Source organism: Acetobacter sp. DmW_136 (genome assembly GCF_008690365.1).
GTDB lineage: Bacteria > Pseudomonadota > Alphaproteobacteria > Acetobacterales > Acetobacteraceae > Acetobacter > Acetobacter oryzifermentans.
In genome coordinates this window covers 227,951-241,637 of the sequence record NZ_VHON01000007.1, presented here as the reverse complement: position 1 = coordinate 241,637, position 13,687 = coordinate 227,951, and the positions used below count along the sequence as shown (strand labels likewise).

The window sequence follows — 13,687 nt, the reverse complement described above, 5'->3', positions numbered from 1 at the left end:
CACGTAATCCAACGCAGACTGAGCAAAGGCCTGCCCCCCAGAAACCGACTGCACATGGCAGTTGCTGGTCATGCCCGAAGGTTCCACATCGCAAATCAACGTAACGCGACCTTCAATATTGTCTTCCTCCATTTCTGGCGGATAGACCGGCTGCACATTGTTTAAAGGTGCCGAACCAGCAGATGTATCTGGTGCATCTGTTGTGCCATTCCCTGCTGCTGCCGCACTGCTTGGAGCAGTTGCTGCTGGCGGCGCCGCTGCCGTTTTGGTTTGCGGCGGCGTTGGGTGCTTGGGCGGAACCTTGGCCACATGCTTGATGGGCGGCTTGGGTGGTGGCGGCACCTTGATTTTGGGCGGCGGAATATATGGCGGCGGAGGCACTGCCATAACCGGCGGTGGTGGAGGCGGTGGAGGTGGGGGCGGCGGCGGTGGAGGTGGCGGCAGCATGACTGTTTTGATAGGCGGATGTGTAACGGGAACGCTTGCCGTGGTGCCCATACCGTACATCAGCCCCAGCACGCCCATAAGATGCAGCGCGACAACCACCAGCAAGGCAACAACACTGACAACAGCCCCTACCCGGAACGTATATTTCACCGAGCCCGGCTGTTGCTCGTAGTCATTCATATTTGCACGTCCTCCTTTGTCACCCTGCATCTCAACAGATGCTATTGTCTTACCCTTGATGCACAGGGCGTTACCGGAGCCTGTTTACGCTGGCATGACAATAACAGATTGCTGTTCTGCCATACAGGTAACCTTTTCCAACTTTCGATTGGGCAATTAGATAGGCTTTCTGTCAAGAATGTTCTGCTAATTTCACATTTTCTTTCATAAAGACAATCTGTTCTGGCTTAGGAACAAACTCTCTCTAAAGCCGAGTTTTCTCGGCTCTACCGGTGTTTTCTCTGTTCAGTTCTGCCTTTCAGCACAACAAAAAAGCAGGCTCCAGTTTGGGCCTGCTTTTTGTATTTTTATTCCGATATAGAAATAAATACTTACTGAGCAGAGGCGCTGGCCTCTGACCGCGTTGCCCCTACGCGCATGGCAAGTGCTGCCGCCATAAAGGCATCCAGATCTCCATCCAGCACGGCATCCGGGTTGCCGGTTTCTACCCCTGTGCGCAAATCTTTTACCATCTGGTAAGGTGCAAGCACGTAAGAGCGGATCTGATGCCCCCAGCCGATATCCGTTTTGGCGGCTTCTGCCGCTGCGGCCTCGGCTTCGCGCTTCTGCAACTCTGCTTCATACAAACGCGCACGCAGCATTTGCATGGCCGTTGCACGGTTGCGGTGCTGGGAACGATCCGTCTGACACGCCACAACAATACCTGTGGGCATATGCGTGATACGGATAGCGGAATCCGTTTTGTTAACGTGCTGCCCACCGGCACCAGAGGCCCTAAAGGTATCTACCTTCAGATCTGCGTCATTGATCTCGATTTCAATGGAATCATCAATAACGGGATATACCCAAACAGATGCAAAGGATGTCTGGCGCCGGGCGGCAGCATCAAACGGTGAAATACGCACCAAACGATGCACACCGGCTTCTGTTTTCAACCAACCATACGCATTGGGGCCAGAAACCTGAATGGTGGCGGATTTCAGACCTGCTTGCTCACCTTCGGAGCTTTCCATCAGCGTGACTTTGTAGCCATGCGCCTCTGCCCAGCGAGTGTACATGCGCAGCAACATTTCTGTCCAATCCTGCGCTTCCGTACCACCAGCACCTGCGTTGACTTCCAGATAGCAGTCATTGCTATCTGCTTCGCCAGAAAGCAGGCTTTCTGTTTCACGCCGTTTGGCTTCTTCCGCCAGATCACGCAGCGTGGCCATGCCTTCGGCCACCAAATCCGCATCACCTTCGGCTTCTGCCAGTTCAATCAGTTCACTGGTATCGCGCACATTGGTTTCAAGCGCTTCCACACCTTCAATCTGATTGGCCAGAAGAGTACGCTCACGCATCATTTTTTGCGCGGCGTCTGAATCGTTCCACAAATCGGGGTCTTCTGCCCGGTTGTTCAGTTCAGCAAGTCTTTCCTGAGCGACATCCCAGTTAAAGATGCCTCCTCAGCAGTGCCACTGACTGCTTGATCTGGTCGTTAAGGGCTTCAGTCTCGGCAGACATCAGGCCGATTCTCCATATTTTTCTATCATGTCAAAAAAGACAGTGCGGTGCTGGTCTCTCAATAAAGGCCACCCATACCAATGTCACCCCCAGCTGGCGCAGAAGGTGCCGCAGAACCAGACGATCCACCAGCCCCAGAAGGCGCGCTCCCCCCAGCCTGCCCACCGCCAGAACCTTCAGCCGCCATATCGCTTTCAGAATCAGGCATGTTTTCAGCACCTGTATCTGCTGCTGTAAGTTCCTGCGGGTTTACGTTGCTTGAAAGGTTTGCGCTAAGCCCCGGCACCTGCCCTTCCTTAAAGGCATCTATCGCCACGCCCCTGCCCGTATCATACTGCACAAGCGTAATGCCCGCAGGTGGCACAAAATCCTGCCGTGGGTACCCATCTAAGGCGGTTTTCATCACCTTGTTCCACAAGGGGCCAGCAATAGCACCACCGGTTTCATTCTTGCCGAGAGACTGCGGCGTATCAAACCCAATCCACACTACGGTTACAATATCTGGGGTGTACCCAGCAAACCATGCATCGTTGAAGTTCTGGCTGGTGCCGGTTTTACCTGCAATTGGCACATCAATGCCTGTTCCAGCCCGCATACCCGTGCCGCGCCGGATAACATCCTGCAACATGGTGGTAATCTGGAACGCACTTTGGGCGGATGCCACCTGCTGTCGGCTATCATGCAAGGCAGGCAGATCATTCTGCCCTGGCATCACAATAGGCTGTTGTGCAGGCGCTGGTGCTGGCGCAACTTTTCCTGCGTCTCCAGATTTTTGATCCGACGGCGCATCTGGAAACACAGCATCAGCAGCAGGTTGATCTGCTGTTTGTCCGCTATTGGGTTGCGCTAAGGCGGCTGTAGTCAATGCCAGCCCCTCCGGACGCCAGATCACGTGCCCTTCTCGATCCTGCACATCATCCACCAAAGTTGGCGTCACCTTGCGCCCACCTGCTGCAAGCGAAGCATAGGCTCCAGCTTCTTTCAGCACCGTGGTTTCCACTGCCCCCAGCGCTGCGGGCAGCACATGCGGCATGGAATCCACCAGCCCCAGATTGGTTGCCATATCCGCTACGGTTTTCATGCCCAGATGGGCTGCCAAACGAATAGTGACCAGGTTGCGCGATTCACGCAGCGCATCATGCAGAGTGGTGGGCCCCCAGAAATCTTTTTCATAGTTATTAGGGTGCCACGCCCCGTAGGAAACCGGGGAATCATCAAACTTCTGGGAAGGGGAAATCCCCTGTTCCATGGCATCCAGATAAACAAATGGCTTGAAGGAAGACCCCGGCTGACGCAGCGCCTGCGTTGCGCGATCAAACTGCGAGGCCTGAAATGACCATCCCCCCACCAGAGCCAGAACCCGGCCCGTGCGCGCATTCATGGTAACAATGGCACCTTCCACCACAGGTACCTGCATGAGGGCAACATGCCCCCCCTCGGCCTGCGGTTGCACCATCACCACATCACCCACACGCAATGGTTTGAAGCGCCGCGCCCATGCCATATCCTTGGCCTGCACAACGCCTGTACGGGGCTCTCCTCCGCTTTGGGAAGCATTGTTCCGCCGCACCACGCTGCCTTCTAGCCAGCCCACCTGCCCCTTTGCATCCAGAACAACAGCCAAACGCCATTGGTCGAGCATACCAGCAGGCACGGGCACTCCCCTTAAAGCCTGCACCCAGTCTGCCGTAGAGGCAGATAACCCGATATCGGAAAGATGGTGCACAGGCCCTCGCCAGCCACGATGCGCACGATCATACGCCATCAAGCCTTGGCGCAAAATATCCTGCGCATTGCGCTGGAGCGGCAGATCCAGACTGGTATGAACATCCAGCCCCCCCTGCATTGTTACGTCCTGACCGTAACGCTCCATCAGTTCGCGGCGCACTTCTTCCGCAAACCATTCAGCCCCTGGCGCCGGGCCGGGCCGGGTGAAGCTGCGGGTAGTAAGTGGTTGGGCTTCTGCTACGCGGGCCGCATCATGCGTAATGGCACCAATATCAGCCATACGTTCCAGCACCCAGTTTCTGCGCCCTCTGGCTGCATCTGGGAAACGTACTGGATTATAATTGGTGGGAGACTTTGGCAGCGCCGCCAAAAACGCGGCTTCTGCATCATCCAATTGATCAAGCGGCTTGTTGAAATAGGTTTGGGATGCCGCGGCAATACCATATGCCCCGCTGCCCAGATAAATTTCGTTGAGATAGATTTCAAGAATCTTATCTTTGGGCAGCACCTGCTCCACCCGCATGGCCAAAAAAGCTTCCTTGGCTTTACGCTGGAAAGACACCGCATTGCTGCCCAGCAGCATGATACGTGCCACCTGCTGCGTAATGGTGGACGCCCCAATGGGCCGCTTGCCCTTACCGCGCGTTAAATCTGTAAGCCCGGCACGGGCAATAGCAACGGGGTCCACCCCTTTATGCGTCCAGAACTTCTGGTCTTCCGCCGCAACAAAAGCGTTTTTTACCTTATCTGGCACAGCGCTGATGGGTACAAAAATACGCCGCTCATTAGCCAGTTCAGCAATAAGCTCATCATCCCCAGCGTAAAGGCGGCTCATGACTGGCGGCTGATAGGAGCGTAAGCCCTCTACCGTTGGTAGATCAGCTACAATCCCTTCGTACTGAGACCAAAGCAGAACCACAGCGCCCGTTGTGCCAACCAACGCCAGTGCAGCCGTTGCTCCAATTACCTTCCGCCACTGTCGAAAACGTGGGCGGCGCAGATCGGGCCTGCGATTTTGCGGAGGCCTGCCTTGAGAATGGCTGGAAGATAAACCCGGATCACCAGAAGACGGAGCGCTTGTCATACAGGCCCTTTACCATTCTCACACATAATCGTCTGCCCTGTTTGCGCATTGTAATAAAAATCATGGCCGAATTCCGACCACACGCACAAACAGTTACTAACCTAACATTTCACCTAGCAGGCGGGCTGTATAATCTACCACCGGCACAATACGCCCGTAATTGATGCGGGTAGGACCAATAACACCAATAGCACCTACAACCCGGTTCGCGTCATTCCGGGCTGGAGCCATAACAACGGACATGCCCGTGGCCCCAAACAACCCACTTTCCGCACCAATAAAAATACGCACGCCCTCTGATCTTTCCACCAACTCCAACAGACGCAGCATGGTTTCCTGCGCTTCCAGCCGGTCAAACAGTGTTTGAATGGCCAATAGCCTGTCCTGCCCATCGACATCAGCCAATAAACGGGATTGCCCGCGCACAATCAGGGTGCCGCCCAGCCCATCTCCGCCACCATCCCAAATAGCAAGACCACTTTCTACCACCTCTGCTGTTAGACCGTTGAGAATGCTCCGGTCTTCCGTCATTTCAGAACTTACGCGCGTGCGTAAATCCGGCAAGGACGCACCCATGGCCCGTGCATTCAGGTAATTTGCGGCCTCCACCAAAGCGGAAGGCGGCATACCCGGAGGCGTTTCAATCACACGGTTTTCAACATGCCCATCCGCCCCCACCAGAATAACCAGTGCGCGGTTGCTGCCTAACGCCACAAACTCAATATGCTTGATACCTCCATCCCCTTTAGGCGCCACCACAAGCCCTGCGGCATCGGACATACCTGCCAGAAGCGAAGAAGCCTCCGTAAGCGTATCTTGCAATGAACGCCCCTTGGCCTCCAGAGATTGGCCAATTACCCGCTGGTCTTCTTCCGAAAGCGCGCCAAACTGCAACAAGCCATCTACAAACAGCCGTAATCCTTTTTCTGTAGGTAGCCGCCCGGCAGACGTATGGGGGGAAAACAGCAATCCAGCTTCTGTAAGGGAAGCCATGATGTTGCGTATTGTGGCCGGAGAAAGCGGCAGCCCAAGCCTGTGAGACACAGTGCGCGAACCAACGGGCTCCCCACTCGCAACATATTCTTCCACCACTTCACGCAGAATAGCCGCAGACCGTGCATTCAGCCCCGGAGGCAGAGCAGCTTTTACTGGCAGCAAACCACGCTTCATGACACAAGGGCTCCTTCGTATATCCATAAATCCTGGATAGCCTTTATATACCTTATTCGTGCAGTTTTACTGCCGACAAAAGCGCATCATACGCGCCACACATCTTAATTTTACCAAGGAGCTTTCTATGCGCCCTTCAGGCCGCCAGCCAGACCAGATGCGCCCCATTACCATTGAAACCGGCTTTGCCCATCACGCTGAAGGTTCTGCCCTTATCCGCGTTGGCGGCACGGAAGTACTGTGCACTGCCAGTATAGAAAACCGCGTACCGCCTTTTTTACGTGGCAAAGGCACCGGCTGGGTTACGGCCGAATACGGCATGCTGCCCCGCGCCACCCACACACGCGGCAACCGTGAAGCCGCCAAGGGCAAACAGTCTGGTCGCACGCAGGAAATTCAGCGTCTTATTGGCCGCTCCCTGCGCGCGGTAACAGATCTGAACGCTCTGGGTGAAATGAGCATTACGCTGGATTGTGACGTGCTGAACGCTGATGGTGGCACGCGCTGCGCTTCCATTACAGGTGCATGGGTGGCACTGCGTCTGGCCCTTGGCAAACTGGTTGCGACCAACGTGCTGCCTCGGCTGCCACTGCGGGGACAGGTTGCGGCTGTTTCCTGTGGGTTAACAACGGAAGGCGCTGTGCTGGATCTGGATTATGTGGAAGATAGCTCTGCTTCTGCCGACACCAACTTTGTGCTGACAGCAGACCGCCGCATTGTGGAAATTCAGGGCACGGCAGAAAGCGCACCGTTTACAGAAGACGCGTTTGACAACCTGTTCGCACTGGCCCGCAAAGGTGTGACCGAGCTGTTTGAAGCCCAGATAGCTGCCGTGGAAGCTGCGGAAAAAAAGCACGCATGAATTCTATAAAACTAGAACGTGGCAGCACCCTTGTGCTTGCTACGCACAATGCTGGCAAGCTGGCAGAATTTGCCACGCTGCTGGCTGATTTTGGCATCAAGGTTGTTTCTGCTGGTGCGCTAAACCTGCCAGAACCAGAGGAAACGGCCACTACCTTTACTGGCAACGCTGCCATTAAGGCCTTAGCCGCAGCCAAAGCTGCCAACCTGCCAGCACTGGCCGATGATTCTGGGCTATGCGTAGCAGCTCTAGATAGCGCGCCGGGCATTTATTCTGCCCGCTGGGCTGGCCCCAACAAAGATTTTACCGGGGCTATGGCGCGTATTGAAGAAGGTATTGGCCAAGGCAAACGCAACGCATGGTTTATTTGTGTGCTGTGTCTGGCTCTGCCTGATGGCCGTACGGAAAGCTTTGAAGGCCGTATAGATGGCCAGATTGTCTGGCCACCACGCGGCACGCATGGCCATGGGTATGATCCCATTTTTGCCCCCGAAGGCGAAACCCGTACCTTTGCAGAAATGGCTGATACAGAAAAAAATGCAATCAGCCACCGTGCCCGCGCGTTTGATGCCTTTAAAAAAGCGTGCCTGAGCTAAAAAGCCGCATTTCGGATTAACCACCTGCCGGTTCTGCGGAACTGACAGGTGGCCCCTGGATGGGGAAACGAATCAGCAAATACGGTGGTTGGCGTTCATCTTTGCCATCATGAAACCCGGCAAGCCGATTCCATTGCCCCAACGTGCAGTAAACATGGGTTTGCGTGCAAAAAATACCATCTGGGGAAAGCACGCGCGGATCATGCACCATGAGTTCCATAGAACCATCGGTATTGCGGCGGAAAATAGCATCATGCTCGAAATTGGTGGTGTAAATGCGCCCTTGTGCATCTGTTGCCAGACCATCCGCAACGCCTTTCTCCCCTTCATCCTTTACCGCAGCAGCCAAAGTACTTTCTGAGGCAGACATATCAGACAACAAAGCCGTTGGCAGACTATACAAGCGGCGGCTGGTAAGAGGTGAATAAAATACACGACTGGAATCTGGGCTTAGAGTAATGCCGTCTACCCCGCCGGTAACAAATTTGGGTTTTTGCGCGGGATCATATTTGAGCGGCAGCCCTTCCACCACGGCCATAAAACCTGCTTCTGCCTGTATGGATGGATGCTTCCCCAACACGCGCTTTTGCTGTCCTGTGGCAATATCCACCACCACCAAAGCCGGGCTATGGCCGAAGGAACTATCGGTCACGTAAACACTTCCTTCCGCCCCATGCGTAAGATCCACCCGCAAATCATTCATATGGCTATCAGGCAACAAAGCCGGTGATTTGAGAACGATAGAACGCACCAATTTATTGGTAGCAGGGTCAAAACAGACAATTTTTGCAGCCCCCGGCTGCAAAGGTAAGCCAGCCAATTTGCCGTCATCAATCGCCCAGATAAAACCGCGCGTATCCTGTGTCATACCGTGGATGGAAAGAAGGCGTTCTGCCGGAGGTGCATCTGATGGCATGCTCAGCGCAGCGCTTGGCCACGGAACAAGATGGCCGTTTACCAACTCTGCCAGCGTAGCCCCTTTGTGGTTGATGGCATGCCGCGGAAAGCCCACAAAAATACGGCCATTATCCGTAACAACAATGCCTGATGGCCCCGGCCCATAAAACTCTGCCACAATCTCGAACGACCCAGCGGATTCATAACCCTGATCACCATGCACCCCGGTTTGCACAATAGCTCTCGACACTGCACGCGCTGCGCGGGAAAATGCCAGACCTAACCCTATGCCACCGGCTACAAGCAGATGCCGACGTGCAAGTTTTGAGCTGATTATAGGGCTGAGTGATTTTTGATTCAGCGTTATGTTCCTGCGCACCATTCCGTTGTGTCTCCAGTTCTTTGATGAATCTGAAGCACAGTGTGGCACAGATTGGCGGATATCCGCGTGATTTCTGTCCGTAACTCTCATCACAACACGGCACAGCACAAAAAAATGGCGCCGGAAACCGACGCCATTTTCTTAAAACGTCATGTTCAAAAAACATAAAGGAGCAGCCAGACCGCCCCTTTATGGCTGAACAATTAGTCTTCGCCGTCTGTATTACGACGACGGATAGCTGCACCCAGGATATCACCCAAGGAAGCACCGCTATCAGCAGAACCGTATTCGTTAATGGCCTGCTTGTCTTCTTCCACTTCACGGCCCTTAATGGTCAGAGCCAGCTTGCGGGCTGCACGATCAACAGAGATGATCTTTGCATCCACGCGTTCGCCAACAGCAAAGCGTTCCGGACGCTGTTCTGCCTTATCACGGGCCAGTTCAGCGCGGCGGATAAAGCCGGTCAGAACATCGTCAACCTTCACTTCGATACCGTTCGTCTGAACAGCGGTCACGATGCAGGTTACGATGGAGCCCTTCTGAACGCTGGCAAGCGCATCGGCTGCCGGATCTTCCTGAAGCTGCTTGATGCCCAGAGAGATACGTTCTTTTTCCACATCCACGTCCAGAACCTTGGCTTTGACAACCTGGCCCTTTTCGTAATGCTTCATGGCTTCTTCGCCCGCTTCGTCCCAAGACAGGTCGGACATGTGAACCATGCCGTCGATGTCTGCAGACAAACCGATGAACAAGCCGAACTCGGTGATGTTGCGGATTTCGCCTTCTACGGTGGAGCCAACTTTGTGCTCTTCCGCGAACTGCTCCCACGGGTTGCGCTGAACCTGCTTGAGACCCAGAGAAATGCGGCGCTTGGCGCTGTCCACATCCAGAACCATCACATCCACTTCCTGAGAGGTTGCGACGATCTTGCCCGGATGGACGTTCTTTTTCGTCCAGGACATTTCGGACACGTGCACCAGACCTTCAACACCCGGTTCCAGCTCAACAAATGCGCCGTAATCGGTGATGTTGGTCACGCGGCCCGTGAAGCGAGCACCCGGCGGGTACTTCAGGGCAACATTTTCCCACGGATCAGCTTCAAGCTGCTTCATGCCAAGGGAGATACGCTGCGTTTCCGGGTTGAAGCGGATAACCTGCACGCGCACTGGCTGGCCGATCTGCAGAGCTTCAGACGGATGGTTGATGCGCTTCCATGCAATGTCGGTCACATGCAGCAGGCCGTCAACGCCGCCCAGATCAACGAACGCACCGTAATCGGTGATGTTCTTGACCACGCCATCCAGAATCATGCCTTCCGTCAGGCCCTGGATCAGTTCGCTGCGCTGTTCAGCACGCGTTTCTTCCAGAACGGCACGGCGAGACACAACGATGTTGCCACGAGCGCGATCCATTTTCAGAATCTGGAACGGCTGGGGCACACCCATCAGCGGGCTAACATCACGCACAGGGCGGATATCCACCTGGCTGCCGGGCAGGAACGCCATGGCGCCACCCAGATCAACCGTGAAGCCACCCTTCACACGGCCATAAATGGTGCCGTTGACGCGATGATTGGCTTCGAAAGCCTTTTCCAGGCTGGTCCAAGCTTCTTCACGACGTGCTTTTTCACGGGAAAGCACGATGCTGCCATCGCGATCTTCATACCGTTCAACATATAGTTCAACGATATCGCCAGGCTTAACTTCCGGCTTTACACCCTGAGGTGCAAATTCACGCAGGGCAACGCGGCCTTCACTTTTCAGGCCGACATCAACAATGGCGTAATCATCGGTCAGACGAACAACGCGGCCGCGAACAACGGAGCCATCAAAGCCCGAATCCCGGCCAAGGGTTTCGTCCAGAAGGGTTGCAAAATCTTCACCGCGGAAATGATCCGCAGTCTGGGTTGTGGCTGAAGCCATGTGTAACTGTTAACCTTGGGCCTGCCTGCAATGGGCAAACAAGCTATTCCTGCGCCCCGCATCCTGCGGCACGGCTTACTTGGCGCGCCTATAGGGGCCATCCCCTGTAGCCTTTTTGCCAAGCCTCAAATCAAAATAAAAACAAACCTGCATGGTACGCAGTGTTTGATCATGCACAGACACTGTCCACAGGCCGCTTGTCAATACAAACCACCCGTGCACAGCCTGAAAACTGCCAGAAAAACGGTATTGCGCAACCGCTTGAACACACTTTCGCAGAATTTTTATTCTGAGATTCCAGCGAGTCGTTCCCGTACAATCTGCAATGCTTTTGCCAAAACGGCATCTGCTTCCAGCGTATCTGTCTCAATCACATATGCGTCATCCGCCACAAGCATGGGAGCAGATGCACGCCCGGCATCTGCATCGTCCCGAGTGCGTAAGGCATCTTCCAGTTCTGCTATACGGGTTGGGGCATCTGGAGCATTCCGGTCACCACCAAGCTGCAAAAAACGGCGCAAAGCCCGCGTGCTGGGAGATGCCGTAATAAACAGTTTTACATCTGCATCCGGAAAAATAGCGGTGCCAATATCCCGCCCATCCAGCACAGCCCCTTTTGCCTGCGCAAACCGGCGCTGCGTTTCCACCAAAGCGGCGCGCACTTCTGGCTGCCCTGCCACCTTGCTGGCCGCTTGCGCTACCAACGGGGTACGTAGATCCGTTCTTTCCAAATCTTCTGGCAACAAACGTGCAGCAAATTCCTGCGCGGGAGAGGCTGGGTCCTGCCCCGCATCCAACGCCAAGCGCCCGACAGCACGGTAGAGCAAGCCTGTATCCAGATACGGCAGGTGCAAAGCTTCCGCCAACCTGCGTGCCAAAGTGCCCTTACCTGCTGCGGCAGGGCCATCTACTGCAATAACTGGGCCGCCTCGCGTCATGCTACAAACCCCGCGCCAATGCTGTTCATCAGATCCAAGTACTGCGGAAAGCTGGTTTCGATAAAAGAGGTGTCATCAATTTCCACAGGTTTTTCGGCAACAAGCCCCATAACAGAAGCGCTCATGGCCAAACGATGATCCATGTGGGTTTCCACCTTGCCGCCACCGGGAATATGCCCAGCCGTGCCGTACACGACCATGTCATTCCCTTCCACTGCGGTGCGGACTCCGTTGTTTTCCAACAGTGCTACGGTTGCGGCCAGACGGTCACTTTCCTTCACCCGCAGTTCTTCCACCCCGCAAAAGCGTGAAACACCAGAGGCATAGGCCGCCGCAACAGCCAACACCGGGTATTCATCAATCATGGAAGGCGCACGTTCTGGCGGCACCTCCACGCCCTTGAGAGCAGAAGCCCGCACATGCAAATCCCCCACGGGTTCTCCGCCTTCTATGCGTGCATTCAGGATTTCAAGTTGCGCACCCATTTCCTGCAATGTGGTAAACAACCCGGTTCGCAACGGATTGAGCCCTACGCCAAAAATGGTGATATCAGACCCAGCCACCAACAGTGCGGCAACAAGCGGGAAAGCAGCGGAGGAAGGATCTCCCGGCACAGCAACATCACGCGCCACAAGGTTGGGCCGCCCCTGCAAACGAATAATCCGGCCACCTTCTGGCGTTTTTTCTACGGAAACTTCTGCCCCAAAATGGCGCAGCATATTTTCCGTATGATCACGCGTGGCAACTGGTTCTTCTACGCGCGTTTCCCCCACTGCATTCAGCCCAGCCAACAATACAGCGGACTTAACCTGAGCAGAAGCAACGGGAAGACGGTAATCCAGAGGCTTAGGATCTGCCAAGCCGCGAATAGCCATGGGTAAACGGCCACCCTCACGCGCAAGGAATGTGGCCCCAGTGCCTGCCAGTGGGTCCATAACGCGCTTCATGGGTCTGCGGCGCAGGCTGGCATCACCCGTCATCACAGATGTCATGCCGTGGCTGGCCAAAATGCCGGACAGTAAACGAGCTGCTGTGCCCGAATTGCCCATATCCAACACGTTATTCGGCTCTTGAAGCTGGCCGACACCCGGCCCGCTTACACGCCACTGGCCAGGGCCTTCTTGCACGGCATCTGCGCCCAATGCACGCATGGCTGCGGCCGTGCACAACACATCCTCACCTTCCAACAGGCCGGAAATATGCGTGGTCCCTTTGGCAAGGGAGGCAAACATGAGGGCACGATGGCTAATAGACTTATCGCCCGGCACCCGGATGGAACCAGAAAGAGAAGCCGGAGCACGAGAAACCCGTAATGGGCGAGTAGAAGATGTGGTCTGCTGTGTCATACCTTGTTCATTCCGGCGTGTGGGGCGGCAAGTCAATCCGCCAGAAACCATAAAAACTGCTTTCTGCTGCCAAAAAATGCATTTGTTCTGCAAGTCGGGTTTGACAGGACACAAAACACAATGGCATTTGGCGTCGCCTTATAGTCTGGTTCGATTCCACCCCGTGTTGCGGGAGGGAACCGTCCTTCTTTCCGGGGCATCTGTGCCCCCCAATCTGACTGCTCAGGATCGACAGGTAGCAAGATGTCTCAGCCCGATCTCGGCACCAAACGCGTCTGCGTCTCCTGCGGTGCCCATTTTTATGATCTAAACCGCACTCCTGCCGTATGCCCCAAATGTGGCACGGAACAGCCCCCACTGGTGCCCCGTTTGCGCCGGAATTCTGATACTCTGTCCAGCACCCCGGTAACGGCAGCTCCCGCCAAAAAAACCAGTGAAGACGATATTGATCTGGATACAGATGCGGATACAGATGCCGATGACGTACTAGAAGATACCGCCGATCTGGATGATGACGATGATGATGACATCAGCTCCGATATTGATGTCAGCACGGATTCGGACGAACACGATTCCTGATCTGCTGCCATAAACACAGCAAAAAAAGCCCGCCTTTTGGCGGGCTTTTTTAT

The 13,687-nt window shown here is 54.9% G+C and carries 11 protein-coding genes; 3 read left to right on the top strand and 8 right to left on the bottom strand.

Annotation, left to right across the window (positions count from 1 at the left end):
• The 4 genes from FKW31_RS04215 to hrcA form a co-directional block, all read right to left on the bottom strand.
• The coding region (locus FKW31_RS04215) for an energy transducer TonB (RefSeq protein ID WP_150177893.1) at positions 1 to 657 on the bottom strand (657 nt) is incomplete at its 3' end.
• 341 nt (positions 658 to 998) lie between these two features.
• Positions 999 to 2,130 (bottom strand): peptide chain release factor 2 gene (gene prfB / locus FKW31_RS04210; protein WP_096884278.1). Its coding sequence is split into 2 segments (ribosomal slippage): positions 999 to 2,060 and positions 2,062 to 2,130, totalling 1,131 coding nucleotides; the frame shifts between segments, so codons are not numbered across the junction.
• Positions 2,131 to 2,188: 58 nt separating this feature from the next.
• The gene (locus tag FKW31_RS04205) at positions 2,189 to 4,942 is read right to left on the bottom strand and encodes a penicillin-binding protein 1A (RefSeq protein WP_063353272.1); all 2,754 of its coding nucleotides are present in this window, start codon (positions 4,940 to 4,942) and stop codon (positions 2,189 to 2,191) included.
• 96 nt (positions 4,943 to 5,038) lie between these two features.
• Positions 5,039 to 6,139 carry a heat-inducible transcriptional repressor HrcA gene (gene hrcA / locus FKW31_RS04200; protein WP_193562039.1) on the bottom strand — a complete coding sequence of 367 codons (1,101 nt, stop codon included), beginning with the start codon at positions 6,137 to 6,139 and terminating at the stop codon, positions 5,039 to 5,041.
• A 100-nt stretch (positions 6,140 to 6,239) separates the two neighbouring features.
• On the opposite strand from hrcA, the gene rph reads away from it, so the two are divergent.
• Together rph and rdgB are read left to right on the top strand one after the other, a co-directional pair.
• Entirely contained in the window at positions 6,240 to 6,974 is a 735-nt protein-coding gene (rph, locus tag FKW31_RS04195; protein WP_035350695.1) for a ribonuclease PH, read from the top strand.
• A complete protein-coding gene (gene rdgB, locus FKW31_RS04190; RefSeq protein ID WP_150177890.1) occupies positions 6,971 to 7,570 on the top strand; it encodes an RdgB/HAM1 family non-canonical purine NTP pyrophosphatase in 600 nt (199 codons plus the stop codon). The genes rph and rdgB overlap by 4 nt, the downstream gene beginning before the upstream one ends.
• 16 nt (positions 7,571 to 7,586) lie before the next feature.
• Here rdgB and FKW31_RS04185 read toward each other — a convergent pair whose 3' ends face one another.
• From FKW31_RS04185 to aroA, 4 genes are all read right to left on the bottom strand, one after another.
• Positions 7,587 to 8,939, bottom strand: coding sequence for an L-dopachrome tautomerase-related protein (locus FKW31_RS04185; protein WP_193562038.1), 1,353 nt, complete (start codon positions 8,937 to 8,939; stop codon positions 7,587 to 7,589).
• Positions 8,940 to 9,052: 113 nt separating this feature from the next.
• Positions 9,053 to 10,771: a 30S ribosomal protein S1 gene (gene rpsA, locus FKW31_RS04175; protein ID WP_006116649.1), complete on the bottom strand. Its 1,719-nt coding sequence runs from the start codon at positions 10,769 to 10,771 to the stop codon at positions 9,053 to 9,055.
• Positions 10,772 to 11,055: 284 nt separating this feature from the next.
• On the bottom strand, positions 11,056 to 11,709 hold the full coding sequence (gene cmk, locus FKW31_RS04170; RefSeq protein WP_089178343.1) for a (d)CMP kinase: 654 nt from the start codon (positions 11,707 to 11,709) through the stop codon (positions 11,056 to 11,058).
• Entirely contained in the window at positions 11,706 to 13,106 is a 1,401-nt protein-coding gene (gene aroA / locus FKW31_RS04165; protein WP_150177888.1) for a 3-phosphoshikimate 1-carboxyvinyltransferase, read from the bottom strand. The genes cmk and aroA overlap by 4 nt, the downstream gene beginning before the upstream one ends.
• Positions 13,107 to 13,298: 192 nt before the next feature.
• On the opposite strand from aroA, the gene FKW31_RS04160 reads away from it, so the two are divergent.
• Positions 13,299 to 13,634 (top strand): TIGR02300 family protein, encoded by a 336-nt coding sequence (locus tag FKW31_RS04160; RefSeq protein WP_006116646.1) that lies wholly within the window; start codon positions 13,299 to 13,301, stop codon positions 13,632 to 13,634.
• Positions 13,635 to 13,687 lie beyond the last annotated feature (53 nt).